Here is a 15,807-nt window from a genome sequence, read left to right as displayed (position 1 = left end):
ATGGATCATCAGGTATGTTCTCGTTGTGTGTTGGGCTCAGCAGACCAGGTGACCGTAACCTTTGCGCAGCCTGCCAAGCCTGCTTCGCTACAGATAGAAGTCTGCGTTTGGCAGTTTTCCGCCAATGATGGATGGGTTCTTTTCCGCCAGAATGGAGTAGAACTGCTCCAACTCGGCCTGAATGTCTTTGGCACGTTCTGCTGTCAGGTGCGTATGCGGAATGGACTTAGCGATCACGGGTGCTGGCAATGTGATGCTTTCAGATGCAACAGCCGCCGCTTCCTTGGGGTTTGCCTTCACCCACTCAGTGCCGGTGACACAGGCTTTGTGGAAGCCTTCAATCAGCTCTGGCTGCGCATTGAGCAAGTCATCATGCACCATCATGCCTGCCATCGGGAAGCGACCTTCGCCACCCGTCACAGACGACCATTCACTGGCCAAATCGATGGAACGATGGATCGACTTGCCCATCTTTTTGCCTTTGACCATACCCGCTGTCGCAGCCGGCTCTGGCAGAACGCAATGCTTGATGCGACCTGAGAGCAGAAGCTGTAATGCTTCAAACGGGGTGCTGACATAGTGCAAGGAGTAGTCTTTGCCCTCAGTCAGCCCGTTTTGCTCCATGACACGGCCAAACACCAGGTCCGGCATATCATTTCGGAAGAACATGCCGATTTTCTCACCGGCCAGATCCGCAGGGGACTTCACAGAACCATCATAGCTGAGCACATAAAGCATGCCCCAGGTCATGATGTTCAGCATCTTCACGGGAAGGCCTTTGTTGGCAAGGTTCGCTGCAACATAAGACGGGGTGCCCGCCAATTTCCAGTCACCGGAAACGAAACCAGCGCGCAGGACATCTGGTGACTTGTAAACGGAGAAATCTACTTTCTCTGTAAAGTCAGAAAGCAAACCTTTGTTAGCAATGTAAGACAACACCACCGATGGCCCCACTGGCGGGCCATGCAGAGCCAGCGCCGGATTGGCCGCTTGAGCCACAAATGGCAGCGTACTACCCAGAGATGCTGCAGCGGTAAACCCTGCAGTGTGCGAAAGAAAAGAACGACGTGTGATCATTTTTGAGTTTCCATCGAAACGGGATAGAAAGCGAACAGCTCGCAAATGCGAATGAATTGCAATTACTGTAGATCACGATCACTCCTTCGCTTATTTGACAAAAGTCAATAACCTGAAGATTAAACTCATATTAAAGCAATTTAAGATGTGAAACCCTGCCTAAAGGCTCCAAGATGCGCGGGAGCGTTGTGCGACTTGCCCGAAATCGCACAATCTCTCTTTGTAAGGGAAAGCCTCCCACGCACCTATGTTCCTGCAATTATGCAGAAACTAGGTAAACTGTTGCATGGTCTTTTTGAGTCTCAGCTTTTGGAAGAAGTTGCCATTTCCGGAGGGGAGGCGCTTGGTCACGAACTTACCCTCATAGGCGTCAAAGTGATGATACCACGGCGCTGGCTTCAATGGCCCGCGACCCAGCAGCAGCTTAATGGCTTGCGCTCCAACCACCCCAGCAGCCAACTGGCAACCCGCAGCAGTCGATGGGCCACGCTCCTCCTTCAGGTTCAGTTGAGAGGTGTCCACCAGTGAATGGCGATGCAACGCGCTTGGTGCCAAACCCAACAAAAACTTGAAGTACTGATGTAACTCGTCTTCCCCTTCAAACTGGAAATAGTCCTCAAAGCTCATGCCATCCGGAGTAAAACACAGATAAGCAGTGCCCATACCAAGCGGAGCAGCCGTAACCGCTGGAATCCCGAGTTCGCGACACTTTGCAAAAACCTTTCTGCGCATACCCAGCACAAAGAAGTCGAAGCCATCGACAAACATATCAACGCCTTCCAAAAAGGCATCTATGTTCTCATCGGTTACACCATCCGGAAAAGCCCGCAGATCCACCTCTGGATTAATATTACGCACCTGTTCAGCCATCACTGAAACCTTAGGCTCTTGCAGGGTGCTGACAGTGGCTCCAATCTGACGGTTAAAATTGACGATATCAAAGTGATCAAAATCAGCCACGCTGAACGCACCAATTCCCAATCGCGCTAATGTGACGGCATGAATGCCGCCTACACCGCCCATACCAGCAATCGCAACACGCTTACCACGCAGAGTTTGTTGCTCCTCTGGCGTTACCCAGCCAATGTTGCGGGAAAAAGCAGCATCATATGAAAAGCCTGCACATGCGTCCGCTGAAGGCCTTTGTGCTTGAGATGTAGCTAAAACAGTCAACATCTTCCTCCACCAATAAAATTTTTAGTTAGCGTGAACAATAAAACCACACGCGTACAAATATTTATCGATTGCATACAAATTTATTACACAACCTAAACAAGATGATTTGCCACATACTAAGTATATGTCAATATTAATTACAATATTAACGTTAATAATATTTTTGCTCTATTCGAATCAATCCAGTCATTACAGAATTATAACTTTACGTAATATCGATTTTTATTCTCCCTTGCACGACATTGTTCAAGTAAAGGTTATTGAGCATGAGCAATACAATTAGGTCAAAACCGACCCAAAACGCCACGAAAGCACGTCGTTTTTCCATTCACAGAAGAAGAGTAAGATTGCAAAACACACCGCCTGAGAATGTCATTTTCAAGCTTGCAGATACACCCGATGAACTCTCTCAGGTATGCAGACTGCTCTACGAGTCCTACACTCAAGTAGGTTACATGAAGGAGGACGGAAGCGGTTATCGGTTCACCCCGTTTTATGTGCTCCCATCCTGCTACACCCTCATCGCAAAGCAGGGTGATACCGTCATTGGCACCACCACCATCATCATCAAATCTCTTGAAGAACTCCCCGTGGAGCAGATTTTTTCACTCAAACACATTCAACGCTGGAACCGCCGGATTGCCGAAGCATCCTCATTGACCATTCATCCTAACCATCGCTCTCAGGATGGCGCACTCATTCACGCTCTACTGAAGTACATGTTTCAAGTTGCCCGCGAAGATTTGGGTGTCCACGATCTCGTGATGGCCTCGACTCCCAAACACATGGTTTTCTATGAGGCACTGCTGCTCTTTCGCAGACTTAGTGAGGAGGTGATTGACGCGTTTGACTACGTAAACGGCACAACAGCGACAGGAGCTTATCTCAATTTCACGGAAATGCACCAAGACTACGCCGCGATGTACAAAGGCGTCCCAGACGAACGAAACGTGTTCAAATATTACATGGAATACGAGTTCAACACCTTTCGCAGCCTCAGCACAGCCGTCACAACCTACAACGGCAATCGCTGGCGACCAGAAAACCTTAATCACCTCCTGCATGGACCAATTCAAGGCGCAAATTCAATCACGCAAGAAGACTTCGAACTGCTTCGCCGCCACTATTCCTCCAGTAACTACGACCAAGTTTTCGCTCGTCACAAACTTTCAAAGGCAACAGCGCTCATTGACGCAAACACAACGGGCATCATCCGGTCGAGTACTGGCAACAGGACACCCATCATCGTCCGCCGCATAGAGGAGGATCGGATCCACCTTACAGCAGAAAGGCCATATGAATTACTCGAAGGGAAAGAACTCCAGCTTCTCCGACAAGATCAGCAGACAGAGCCAGTTCGGATTCAGTCTATAACCCTCACAGGAGAGTTAGATGCTACAGTTCGATACGACCCAACATCATCGCCTGGCATTATGGCTATGCTGACAAACGAGCAGACGACGCCATCTTCAAAAGAAGATACACTCCACAAAGCGCCCAACTATCAAGAGGATCAGTTTACTCATGTAGGGTAGGGTGAAGAGCCACCTAAACCACAAGAAATCGGGCTGTCCTCTCTTGCGTAAATGCGCAAAAACACATTCCTCATAATAATTGTGCGCATTCGCCGCAGGGGTAACCTTGCGTAGATCAAACCAGTATTATTACAGTTTGATATGAGAGTTTTCACATAGCTGAAAAAACAGAAGCGCAAGGAAGACCCCAGATGAGAATTGCTTACACCCTACCAAAAGGGAAACTGGTGCTGACAGAGCTTTCCGAGAAACTTCGGGAAAACGGCATACGGACTTGCGGTATTGTGCAGGCAGATACGGTCAACGAAGATCGCCATCGCTGCGATATGGACGTCCTGGTCCTGCCAGACGGGCCACAAATCTCCATCACTCAATCCCTTGGCAAGGAGTCTTCCGGCTGCCGACTGGACACATCAGCCCTCGCGCAAGCTGCAGGCGAAGTTACTCAGCGGATCAACGAACCGTTTGACGTGTTCATCCTTAACAAGTTTGGTGAGCAAGAGGCCAATGGCAGCGGATTTCGGGATTTGATCGTGAAGGCGCTAGAGAGCGGAGCGTCCGTTCTCGTTGGCACCAACCATATCAATATCGACGCTTTTAAAGAATTCTCCGGCGGTATGGCGGAATTTGTTGAGCCAAACGTTGCTGATCTCACAGCTTGGGTTGAGAATCGCTAGGCATTGATAACGCGGATCATTCGCCATGGCCTTTGCGAATGATCCTCTCTATTCCCAATACGTAAGAGTGGTAATTATTCTTCACCTCTTTGCAACGCAAAGAGTTTTAAGGAAATAAGCTCACGGCGCTGTTGATCCTGCCCAAGGCGGAAAGATGTCTCCACGAAATCAATGTGCCGATGCGCCGCCTCTTCAGCCTTTGCACCATTTCGCGTGAAGATAGCCCTGCCGATCTCCTCGTGCTGGTCTAACAGTTGCTCCCCAGTTCCATCAATCGAGCGCAAGAACTCGCGATTATAGAAGACACCCTTCTGCGTCAGCTCATAGATGGAAGACATCATATGAATAAGCATGGCGTTGTGACCTGCATCCACAATCGCCAAATGGAACGCAATATCATTCTTCTTTGAAGCAATATCGTCCCCATTGGACTGCGCTTCCCGTAGGTTTACGAGAATAGCCTCAAGTCGCTCAAGATCCAGTTTGGTTGCACGCTCAGCGGCCAGACGAGCCGCAAATCCCTCTTGAACGCGCCGATATTCAAGGTAGTCATAAAAGGCAGTCTGATTGCGGCTGATCAGATTGATCAACGCAGGGCTCATAGCTGCACTGATGAGTGGCGCTATGAATGAACCTTCACCGTGACGAATAGCAATGAGATTGGAATCTTCCAGCCGTTTGAGCGCTTCACGAACCTTCGGACGAGAGACACCCATACGCTCAGAAATATCTCTTTCAGAGGGCAGCTTAGTCCCCTCTTTCAGCACGCCGGCCAAAATGAGTCCCTCAATCTGCTCAGTTACAGAATCCACCACTGTATCGTGGTCGATAGGCTCAAAAAGATAATCTACAGACACCATTTTACACTTCCTGCCGGTCACAATTCCAATATTGGTCGATTTTATTTTCCAATTCAAGGGGAAGAGCGCCGAGAGCCACAATATTGATATATCAAAGCATGTATTACGCACTAATACGTTGTTTTACAGCGAATTTTCTACCCCTTAGGTATGCAAACCCAACAATCCTACGCATCCACACCATTAGTATTTACCCGCGTGTCAAGCCCGAAAAACGGCTAAAACTGCAAAATATATTTCTTGATTTATTTCAGAGGTCAATATTATTTACCATTAATCAGCTGCTTGGGAGGACAGCGCAAAAGCGCGTTTAGCAGCCGAATGCCATTTGGAGGAAACATGAAAAAATCTGTCTTAAGCCTTGCTCTCGCCGCCTCTGTAGCTGCATCTGTGCTCGCAGCTCCTATCGCAAACGCAGCCGACAAGCTGCTGCTGAAGACGCCAATTGCCTTCTCAACCTCTCTGCCAGGCTTGGGAAGCCCAATTCCTCGTGTCGCTGACCAGCTGAAGCTGATGTCTGGCGGCACCATCAAAATGAAGGTGTATGAGCCGGGCAAGCTGGTTCCACCATTTGAAATTCTCGACGCTGTTTCTTCAGGCAAAATCAATTCCGGCTACACAACAGCTGGCTATTGGGCTGGTAAAATTCCTGCAGCTCCACTGTTCTCAGCCGTTCCTTTTGGCCCGGAAGCTGGTGAATACGCGGCTTGGCTCTACTACGGCAACGGCCTGTCTCTGTATCAGGAAATGTACGATCAGGCTGGCTACAACGTAAAAGTTCTGCCATGTGCGATCATCGCTCCAGAGACATCCGGCTGGTTCGCTAAGGAGATCAACTCTCCTGAAGACCTGAAGGGCCTGAAAATGCGCTTCTTCGGCCTTGGCGGTAAAGTCATGCAGAAGCTCGGCGTTGCAACATCCCTGCTGCCAGGCGGTGAAATCTTCCCGGCGCTTGAGAAAGGCGCGATTGACGCGACCGAATTCTCCATGCCTGCCATTGACGCACGCCTCGGCTTCCACAAACTGGTAAAGTATAATTACTTCCCAGGTTGGCATCAGCAGGCGACCGTCTTTGAACTGCTGATCAACAAAGATGTTTGGAACAAAGCAAGCGACACTCACAAAGCGATCATTGAGAACGCATGTAAGGCATCTGTCACCGACAGTTTCGCTGAAGGTGAAGCAATCCAGCACGAAGCTCTGCTCGACAACGTCAACAACAACGGCGTTCAGATCAAGCAGTGGTCTCCTGAAATGCTCGACGTGTTCCGTTCAACATGGAACGACGTTGCTCAGGAAGAAGCTGCAAACGATGCATTCTTCGCAAAGGTTCTGACTGACCTGAACCAGTTCCGCGATAACTACAAAATCTGGAAAGAAAACGCGTTCCTGCCGCGTAAGTAATAAAAACTTGGGAGCGGCTTTTCTTTGCCGCTCCCATTTCTACTATTGGCCTCAGCCTTCCAGACCAGATAGTTGCGGCGTTGACCTGCAAGAGTGAATGCTATGATACAAAATCCTCAGGACACTTCAGATCCAATTGAGCTCTTTGAAGAAATTCTCGAGCACGAAGACACTGACACACAACCCATAGCCGTTGCACTGGATCACTTTGTAAAAGGCGTTGGCCACGTTGTAATGTGGGCCAACCTGCTACTGATCCTTGCAATCGTCACTCAGGTAACAATGCGTTATCTGTTTAACTACAACTTCCCTAAGCTTGATGAACTTCAGTGGCATATCTACGGTCTGGTGACCATGGTGGGCATCTCCTACGCACTGGTTACAGACAGTCATGTACGTGTGGATCTGCTGCACATGCAGCTGAGCCCGCGGACACAGCGCTTCATTGAAATCATCGGCATTTCTGCGCTTTTAGTTCCTTTTATCTACCTCATGGTGGATCAGGGCTATGACTATTTCTACGACAGTTTCCGCGTGAGCGAACGCTCCTCCAGCCCAACTGGCCTGCCTGCGCGTTGGGCACTCAAAGCGGTGATCCCGCTAAGCTTTGTTCTGCTGGGAGTTGCAGCACTCGCCCGCCTTATTCACGACGTTCATGCAATCTGGGTCGACAGTGAGAGCGAGCGGAAAGGGAAGGGCATCCGCCTGATCCTCCTCGCATTCCTTGGCTTTGCTATTGTTGCGTATGGCTTGTCTTTCCTCGTCGAGACCACTGAAGAGAAACTCGTCATCGCGATGTTCCTGAGCTTTATTGCGCTGCTCTTCTCCGGTTACCCAGTTGCCTGGGTTCTGGCAGGTGTCGGCATCGCCTATTGCGGTCTGGCTTATCTGTTCGACAACGACCATATGGCCTGGACTGGCCTTGAGAGCACTTTCACCGGTCTCGACTATCTGACACTGGGCGCTACCGTGAACCGTGTATACGCGACCATGTCCAACGCTGTTCTTGTCGCTCTACCTATGTTCATCTTCATGGGTCTGATGCTGGACGAAAGCGGCGTGGCCGAGCGCTTGATGACCTCCATGCAGAAGCTGTTCGGTACAGTGCGTGGTGGTCTCGCAATCACAGTAACGCTCATCGGCATCATCCTTGCTGCCTCCACCGGCATCATCGGTGCCTCTGTTGTGCTGCTCGGTGTACTCTCTCTGCCGTCCATGATGCAGCAGAAATACTCTAAGTCACTAGCTGCGGGCGTGGTGTCTGCATCCGGTACATTGGGCATCCTCATTCCGCCTTCCATCATGCTGGTGATCATGGCAGACCAGATGGCACTGTCCGTTGGTGATCTGTTCATGGCGGCGGTGTTCCCTGGCGTCATCATCGGTATGCTCTACCTCGTGTACATCTTCGTGATTGCCCTGATCAAACGGGATGCGGCTCCAGTACCTGAAGGTGCGAAGGCACCAGACTGGCACGCCATCAAAGACGTAATGATTGCAGCGCTGCCAACCTTGCTGCTGATCCTTGCCGTGCTGGGTTCTATCTTCGCTGGCCTGACCACACCAACGGAAGCTTCCGGCATCGGCGCGCTGGGTGCGACTGTGCTGGCCCTCGGCTATCGCAAGCTCACATTCCGCAAGCTGGTCAACGTTCTGAAGTCCACCTTCAACACCACTGCTTACATCTTTGCCATCTTCCTTGGCGCCACCATCTTCTCTTACGTCCTGCGTGAAATGGGCGGTGATGCACTGATCGAAGAGATGGTGGCTTCCACCGGCTTTGGTGCCAACGGAACAGTCCTGTTCATCCTGTTCATCGTGTTCCTGCTCGGCTTCGTGCTGGATTGGATTGAGATCACCCTGATCGTGCTGCCTCTAATGCGTCCAATCATCAACGGCCTTGGCCTCGACATTGGTGGCTACGGTGTGATTGATGAGCCTGCACTGATCTGGTTCGTGATCCTTGTGGCTGTGACCCTGCAAACCTCGTTCCTGACACCCCCCGTTGGCTTCGCCTTGTTCTACCTCAAAGGTGTGTGCCCACCGGAGATCAAGCTGACAGACATCTACCGCGGTATCATTCCGTTCGTGCTGCTGCAGTTGCTGGGCCTGATGCTGGTGTACTTCCTGCCTCCATTGGCCACATGGCTGCCATCCGTCGCCTATTAGGATGCCGAGATGAACAACGCAGACCTGATCAAGCAGTTTGAGAGTATCGTGGGCACTCGCCACGTTCTCAGTGACCCAAAAAAGACAGAGCGTTTCCGTAAAGGGTTCCGCTCTGGAGAAGGGGAGGCGATTGCAGTTGTGCGTCCCGGCACACTGTTGGAGCAATGGAAGATACTGGAAGCCTGTGTTGCAGCAGACAAGATCGTCATCATGCAAGCTGCGAACACAGGACTGACGGAAGGGTCTACGCCCAAGGGTACGTATGAGCGCGATGTGGTGCTCATCAACACCAACCGGATGACACAGATTCAGGCCCTGGATGACGGCAAGCAAATCATCAGCTTTCCCGGCTCTACTTTGTTTGATCTGGAGAAAATGCTGGCTCCACTGGGCCGCCAGCCACATTCAGTGATCGGCTCGTCCTGCATTGGTGCCTCTATCATTGGTGGTGTATGCAATAACTCTGGCGGATCGCTCATTGAGCGCGGCCCATCCTACACCGAGCTTTCTTTATTCGCTCAACTCAATGCGGATGGCGAACTGGTTCTCGTCAACCATCTTGGTATTGAACTTGGCAACTCAGCTGAGGAGATTCTGAGCAATCTGGAAAGTGGCAATTACGTTCCAGCTGATGTGAATGACACCAACCAGAAAGCATCAGACAGCGAATACCACAGCCGTGTTCGCGATGTGGATGCTGCCACACCAGCGCGTTTTAATGCGGATAAACGCCGTCTTTATGAGGCCAGCGGCTGCGCAGGTAAGCTTGGCGTATTTGCTGTTCGTCTGGATACGTTCCCCAAAGCGGGTGCTGAAAAGACTTTCTACATCGGCACCAATGATCCGGCAGAACTGACTGAACTGCGCCGCCATATCCTGTCGCACTTTGCGAGCCTTCCGATTTCAGCGGAGTACATGCACCGCGAAGCCTATGACATCTCAGAGAAGTACGGCAAAGACACCGTGGTGATGATCAACCACCTCGGCACAGATCGCCTACCAACCTTCTTTGCCCTAAAGGGTGCCGTGGATGCTTATCTGAACAAAATCAGCTTCCTGCCCAAAAACCTGACAGATCGCTTTATGCAAGTATTTGCGGAGGTTTGGCCGGATGTTCTGCCAAAACGCATGAGCCAGTACCGCAGAGATTATGAACACCATCTCATCCTAAAGATGAGCGATGAAGGCATCGATGAAGCGGGAACTTTCCTGAAGGACTTCTTTGCATCACGCTCAGGTGACTTTTTCGCCTGTGATGCGAAGGAGGGCAAGATGGCTGCACTTCACCGCTTTGCTGCGGCAGGTGCTGCAATCCGTTACAAAGCAGTGCACGAAGATGCTGCGGAAGACATTCTTGCGCTGGACATCGCATTGCGCCGGGATGATCGAAGCTGGTTTGAGCAATTACCCGCACATATCGAAGACAAGCTGATCCACCGGCTCTATTATGGCCACTTCATGTGCCATGTGCTACATCAGGATTACATCGTGAAAAAAGGTGTGGATGTAGCTGCCCTCAAGCAAGAGATGCTTGAGATTTTAGACACACGCGGCGCGGAATATCCGGCGGAACACAATGTCGGACACATCTATAAAGCGAAACCCGATCTGGTCGAGTTCTATAAGTCCATAGACCCCACAAACAGCTTCAATCCGGGTCTTGGTAAAACATCCCGTTGCAAACACTACCACTGATTAAAAGGCCAGAGTGACCACTCTGGCTTATGTTCTTTTTGTGCTTTCGCGTGCGGAGATTGTGTAGCTCAAATCAACAATCGGAGTCGAAGGTGCACCTTCCTCGCCAATCACCATTGCACCGGCAAGACGACCGATCTCTCGCAGCGGAGTGGTCACCGAGGTGATGCTTGGAACGGTCTCGGATGAGATGCCCAGATCATTAAAACCGCAAATGCCAAGCTCTTCAGGAACCTTGATGCCGCGTCGCTGACATTCAAACAGCACACCCACAGACAAGTCATCGTTGTTGCAAAAAACTGCATCGCACTCGGGAAACTGCGAGGTGAGCTTATCCAGCAGGGTTGCACCCAACCGCACGTTGGAAGGCTCGTTCGTCACCGCAATGCACTGCTCACGTAACTCGCCATTGTCTTTGATTGCTTTTTTGAAGCCAGCCAGACGTTTCAGAGAACGCGGGTCCATTTGCGCACCAATGAAGCCGATGTTTTTGTAACCCGAATCGATCAGATGTTGCGTCGCCGTCTCTGCGGCCTGATCATGTGAGAAACCAACAATCATATCGATGGGTTTCGGGCTGATGTCCATAATCTGCACGACGGGAACACCTGCATTTTCAAGCATTTGCCTGGTTTCGTCAGTTTGCTCAAGACCAGAAATGATCACGCCGGAGGGAGTAGGGTTCAGGAATGATCGCAGGATGCGTTCTTCTTCCTGCGAGTCGTAATTGGTGTAACCGATCTGCATATTAAAGCGCGATCCGTGCAACGCATCGCTGATTCCGCCAAGCACATCAGTAAACACGTTGTTCGAGATGGAAGGGACCATAACCACGATGGAGCTGGACTTATTTGACGCAAGAGTAGAAGCAGACTGGTTTGGCACATAGCCAAGTTTTTTCACAGCAATTTCAACTTTCGCACGCAATGCCTCAGACACCTTTTCCGGTGAGCGAAGTGCGCGGGAAACTGTGATTGCACTAACGCCAGCTTCTCGTCCAACATCTACAAGCGTTGGTTTTGGCATCAAAAAATTCTCCCTATTCCTGAGCGCCTTTGTAGATATTTCAGATACCTCTTGCAAAATGATTGCGCAATCATTTATGATCAAATTCTCTTAGGAGGAAAATTAGGGCCGTGGAAGACTATAAAAAATCAGTATTTGTCGTCATGGGTGTTTGTGGCGTCGGCAAAACTTCAGTGGCACGCGCTTTGGCTACGTGTTTACCGGCGACCTATGTCGAGGCCGATGATTTTCATCCTGAAGGCAATATTGAAGCAATGGGTCGGGGGCATCCGCTAACGGATGATATGCGCCGACCTTGGCTGAATGATCTTTCGCAAGCGATCGTTGACTTAAACAAACAAGAAGCAACACCTGCAGTTGTTGTTGCGTGTTCCGCCCTTAAGCGGTCTTACCGCGACATCATCCGCACTTATTTGCCTCATGCCTGTTTTATCTTCCTTTCAGGATCAAAAGATATCATTCGCGAAAGAATGCTCAATCGGCAGGATCATTTCATGCCACTTGAGCTGTTGGATAGCCAGTTAGAAATTTTGCAGCCTCCGTCTTTGGACGAGCTGCACATCAACGTCGACGTGAGTGGCGCTAAAACTGACATCATCAATCAAACTTTGCGCCAGATCATGCCGGAAACTGTGGCCTAAGGCCGCCAATATCGAATACTCTTCAGGGAGGTACTGTGAGTATGAAGTTTTTGAAATTTGCAGCTGCAGCAGTCATTGCAGCATCCACCGCCACAACGGCACTTGCAGCAGATTATTCTCTGCGTTTCCAGTCTTCTGACCCAGCTGGTAACCCAAACTTTGAACTTCAGCAGGCTTGGGCAGCACGTGTTGGCGTTCTTACCAACGACCGCGTTAATGTTGAAATGCTGCCTGTTGGCACAATCGTTCAGCACACTGAAACTCAGGACGCTGTTGCAGCAGGCATCATTGACGGTCACATCACCGACACCTCTTACTTCACCGGTAAAGATGCAGCCTTCGGTCTGATCGCAAACCCGGTTGGCGCATACGGTTCTCCATCCGAAATGCTCAACTTCATGGAGTACGGCGGCGGCAAGCAGCTGATGAACGAACTGCTGAACCCATATGGTCTTCAGTTCATCGGCGCGAGCACTCCGGGGCTCGAAGCCTTTATCTCCAAAGTTCCTCTGGACGGCGTTGATGACCTGAAGGGTCTGAAAATGCGTGCACCAGAAGGTCTGGTACAGAACGTATTCGCTGCAGCAGGCGCAGCACCTGTGAACCTGCCTGGTTCTGAAGTGTTCACCGCGCTGGATAAAGGCGTGATCGACGCAGCAGACTACACAGTGTTCTCAACCAACCACCAGCAGGGCATGCACGCTGTAGCAGGTCATCCGGTGTATCCAGGCTTCCACTCCATGCCATTGGTTGAAGTTTCCATGAATAAAGAAACATGGGACAGCATGCCAGCCGACATTCAGGCAATCCTGGAAATGTCTGTGCGTGATTACGCACGTGACATTACTGCTCAACTATCCATGCGTGATGCTGTTGCAGTGGCAGAAGCTATTGCAGATCCAAACATCACCGTTCACAATTGGTCTGCAGAAGAGCGTGCTAAGTTCCGTGCAATTGCACGCTCTCAGTGGGAAAAAGTTGCTGCGAAATCTGATAACGCAAAACGCGTTTACGCGGTACTGTCTGCTTACCTGAAAGAGCAGGGTCTGCTTGCTCAGTAAGCTGATTTAAATCGCGTGAAACATACCGGACCGTCAAATTCCCCGACGGTTCGGTACCTAGCGGGGAGGCAGGGTGAATGTCAGATCACGAAGAAAAAGACGCTGGCCAAAGAGCCATACCTGAAGCGGGGCTGTTCGGGCGCATAATAGCAAAACTCAGCGCACTCTTTTCACTTGCAATCGTATCGTCTGCGGCAATTCTGATTTTTGAAGTCGCTATGCGGTATCTGTTTAATTCACCAACCATTTGGGCCCACGAAACCGTCATCTTCCTGACGGCGACAACATTCCTGTTTGGTGGTCTTTACTGCGCATCGACAAACAAACACATCCGTGTGGTTCTGATTTACGATGCACTCTCTCCCGAGCTTCGGCGTGTCTTTAACGTTGCTATCTCCATTGCCTGTGCACTCGCCAGCGCCTTGTTCTCCTGGGCAGGCTGGCTCGTTGTAAAACGCGCAATCTGGACACCCGCCGGCGATTTCCGTCTGGAGACCTCCGGCTCTGCATGGAACCCGCCAACACCAGGTCTGCTAAAGCTGTTCTTGCTTGGTATCCTTATTCTCATGTGCCTGCAATTTGCAATTCTGGCCGTCAACTACGCTAAGAAAAAATGACCGATTTACTCGTCCTGATCCCGGATTTTAAAGCTCTGGGCATCGAGCTGGCTACGGTTCTGATGTTCGGCTCATTGCTTCTGCTGCTGCTGACAGGCATGCCTCTTGCTTTCGTCACACTGCTTGTTGCTCTCATTTTCGCACTGGGCTGGTTCGGCCCGGGCGCCGTGCCGCTGATCGTCAGCCGCATCTTCAGCTTTGTGAATTCCTTCGTTTTCGTCTCCGTTCCCATGTTTGTGCTCATGGCCGCGATCCTGGATCGATCGGGCATAGCCAAGGACCTGTTTGACGCCATGCGCCTCGTTGGCGGGCGTCTGCGCGGTGGCATCGCCATCCAGACGCTTCTCGTGGCTGTTGTTTTGGCGGCTATGTCCGGTATCATTGGTGGTGAGGTTGTTCTGCTTGGCGTGATCGCCCTGCCACAGATGCTGCGCCTCGGCTACGACCGCAAACTTGCCATTGGCGTGTGCTGTGCAGGTGGCGCTCTGGGTACAATGATCCCGCCATCCATCGTGCTGATCATCTATGGTCTGACCGCCAGTGTCTCCATTGGAGATCTGTTCACGGCAGCGTTCTTCCCAGGCCTGATGCTTGCAGGCATGTACGCCGCCTATATTCTGTTCCGCGCCTATTCCAACCCAGAAGTCGCACCAATTCCGGAAGCTGGCGAGATCTCAATAGCGGAAAAAATGCGCCTCCTGAAAGGCTTGTTCCTCCCAATCCTCGTTGTGGTGTTCGTTCTCGGCTCCATCTATGGCGGTATCGCAAGTGTGACCGAGGCCTCTGCAATCGGTGTGCTCGGTGTAACTATCTCAACCATCATCCGCCGTGAATTTTCAGTCAAGCTCATCATGGGAGCGGCCAAACAAACACTTTCAACCGTCGGTATGATCGTCTGGATTGGAGTAGGGGCCTCTGCACTGGTCGGCGTGTTCAACCTGATGGGCGGTATCCGCTTTGTTCAGGCCCTGATCACAGGTATCTCCGATGATCCAACCATCGTGATCCTATTCATGATGCTCATCCTGTTTGTGCTTGGCATGTTCCTAGATTGGGTTGGCATCGCACTGCTTACCATGCCGATCTTCGTACCAATCGTTTCACAGCTTGGTTATGACCCAATCTGGTTTGGTGTTGTCTTCGCCATGAACATGCAGGTCAGCTTCCTGTCACCACCATTCGGCCCCGCAGCCTTCTATCTGAAGAGTGTGGCACCGCCCGATATAAGTCTGGGCGAAATCTTCAGGGCACTACTGCCGTTCATCATGATCCAGATTGTCGCCGTGGCCCTGCTGATCATCTTCCCCGGGATTGCAGTCAGCTAAGAACAACAACAATAACCACGCTGAAGAAAGAGCCTGCGGCGGCCACCGCAGGCTCTTTTACTATTTAAGCCTAAAGTCTTCAGGCAATCACACACTGCTGTATCGTCTGTTATCTGCAGTCCCTCTTATTTCTTTTTGCTAGATCACCCATTCCCGCTCTACACGAAGCAGCATATCTACAGTGCCAATTTCTTGGAATAGTCCTCTCTCAAAGCACTCAAACGATCTGTCGGTAGGGAGCTGGAGCAAGCAACGAGAGCATAGATTTTAGATCTTCAGACAAACGTTCCAGCTCAGGCTGCAAATGCTCAACTTTCTCCCAGTCTTCTGCGCAATTTCTGAATTAACTTTGGCATGCAATTCAGCCTCATGGCACCAGCTGCTTACAACTCGCGGATGCGTCGCCTCAAAATTTTGCAGTGCTTCTTCTACCACAGGCAACCAAGAGAGATCTTACTCGCTATGAGTTTATTGATAAGCTTCTTTTTTGCCTGACTTTCTTTCAACTGAGAAATAGCATCTCGCACTTCAATCTGTTAACCAG

The 15,807-nt window shown here is 50.7% G+C and carries 13 protein-coding genes; 9 read left to right on the top strand and 4 right to left on the bottom strand.

The genetic code is table 11. From position 1 onward, the window contains the following. Positions 1-87: 87 nt before the first annotated feature. Positions 88-1,077: an ABC transporter substrate-binding protein gene (locus PsAD26_RS09335; protein WP_063306686.1), complete on the bottom strand. Its 990-nt coding sequence runs from the start codon at positions 1,075-1,077 to the stop codon at positions 88-90. A 270-nt stretch (positions 1,078-1,347) separates the two neighbouring features. Further along, on the bottom strand, positions 1,348-2,253 hold the full coding sequence (locus PsAD26_RS09330) for a ThiF family adenylyltransferase (protein ID WP_063310173.1): 906 nt from the start codon (positions 2,251-2,253) through the stop codon (positions 1,348-1,350). Between the two features lie 266 nt (positions 2,254-2,519). Here PsAD26_RS09330 and PsAD26_RS09325 point away from each other — a divergent pair, with 266 nt between their 5' ends. Together PsAD26_RS09325 and PsAD26_RS09320 are read left to right on the top strand one after the other, a co-directional pair. Further along, positions 2,520-3,788 (top strand): hypothetical protein, encoded by a 1,269-nt coding sequence (locus PsAD26_RS09325; RefSeq protein WP_063310172.1) that lies wholly within the window; start codon positions 2,520-2,522, stop codon positions 3,786-3,788. Between the two features lie 191 nt (positions 3,789-3,979). Next, positions 3,980-4,465 carry a DUF2478 domain-containing protein gene (locus PsAD26_RS09320; protein WP_063299854.1) on the top strand — a complete coding sequence of 162 codons (486 nt, stop codon included), beginning with the start codon at positions 3,980-3,982 and terminating at the stop codon, positions 4,463-4,465. Between the two features lie 74 nt (positions 4,466-4,539). Here the strand turns inward: PsAD26_RS09320 and PsAD26_RS09315 are convergent, their stop codons facing one another. After that, a complete protein-coding gene (locus PsAD26_RS09315) occupies positions 4,540-5,325 on the bottom strand; it encodes a FadR/GntR family transcriptional regulator (RefSeq protein WP_063310171.1) in 786 nt (261 codons plus the stop codon). A gap of 339 nt (positions 5,326-5,664) precedes the next feature. On the opposite strand from PsAD26_RS09315, the gene PsAD26_RS09310 reads away from it, so the two are divergent. From PsAD26_RS09310 to dld, 3 genes are all read left to right on the top strand, one after another. After that, positions 5,665-6,729 (top strand): TRAP transporter substrate-binding protein, encoded by a 1,065-nt coding sequence (locus tag PsAD26_RS09310; protein ID WP_063310434.1) that lies wholly within the window; start codon positions 5,665-5,667, stop codon positions 6,727-6,729. 102 nt (positions 6,730-6,831) lie between these two features. Next, a complete protein-coding gene (locus PsAD26_RS09305) occupies positions 6,832-8,898 on the top strand; it encodes a TRAP transporter large permease subunit (RefSeq protein WP_063310170.1) in 2,067 nt (688 codons plus the stop codon). 9 nt (positions 8,899-8,907) lie between these two features. Then, on the top strand, positions 8,908-10,593 hold the full coding sequence (gene dld, locus PsAD26_RS09300) for a D-lactate dehydrogenase (RefSeq protein WP_063310169.1): 1,686 nt from the start codon (positions 8,908-8,910) through the stop codon (positions 10,591-10,593). A gap of 27 nt (positions 10,594-10,620) precedes the next feature. Here the strand turns inward: dld and PsAD26_RS09295 are convergent, their stop codons facing one another. Next, on the bottom strand, positions 10,621-11,619 hold the full coding sequence (locus PsAD26_RS09295) for a LacI family DNA-binding transcriptional regulator (protein ID WP_063304559.1): 999 nt from the start codon (positions 11,617-11,619) through the stop codon (positions 10,621-10,623). Positions 11,620-11,729: 110 nt separating this feature from the next. Between PsAD26_RS09295 and PsAD26_RS09290 the strand changes: the two genes are divergently transcribed. The 4 genes from PsAD26_RS09290 (at position 11,730) to PsAD26_RS09275 (ending at position 15,263) form a co-directional block, all read left to right on the top strand. Continuing rightward, positions 11,730-12,260 carry a gluconokinase gene (locus PsAD26_RS09290; protein ID WP_063310168.1) on the top strand — a complete coding sequence of 177 codons (531 nt, stop codon included), beginning with the start codon at positions 11,730-11,732 and terminating at the stop codon, positions 12,258-12,260. Between the two features lie 41 nt (positions 12,261-12,301). Further along, positions 12,302-13,321, top strand: coding sequence for a TRAP transporter substrate-binding protein (locus PsAD26_RS09285; RefSeq protein WP_063310167.1), 1,020 nt, complete (start codon positions 12,302-12,304; stop codon positions 13,319-13,321). Between the two features lie 77 nt (positions 13,322-13,398). Next, positions 13,399-13,938, top strand: a complete 540-nt coding sequence (locus tag PsAD26_RS09280; RefSeq protein ID WP_063287755.1) for a TRAP transporter small permease — start codon at positions 13,399-13,401, stop codon at positions 13,936-13,938. Then, positions 13,935-15,263 (top strand): TRAP transporter large permease subunit, encoded by a 1,329-nt coding sequence (locus PsAD26_RS09275; RefSeq protein ID WP_063310166.1) that lies wholly within the window; start codon positions 13,935-13,937, stop codon positions 15,261-15,263. The genes PsAD26_RS09280 and PsAD26_RS09275 overlap by 4 nt, the downstream gene beginning before the upstream one ends. The last annotated feature ends 544 nt before the right edge of the window (positions 15,264-15,807 follow it).

This window comes from Pseudovibrio sp. Ad26 (assembly GCF_001623285.1).
GTDB classification, from domain to species: domain Bacteria; phylum Pseudomonadota; class Alphaproteobacteria; order Rhizobiales; family Stappiaceae; genus Pseudovibrio; species Pseudovibrio ascidiaceicola.
This window is presented reverse-complemented; position numbering and strand designations above follow the sequence as displayed.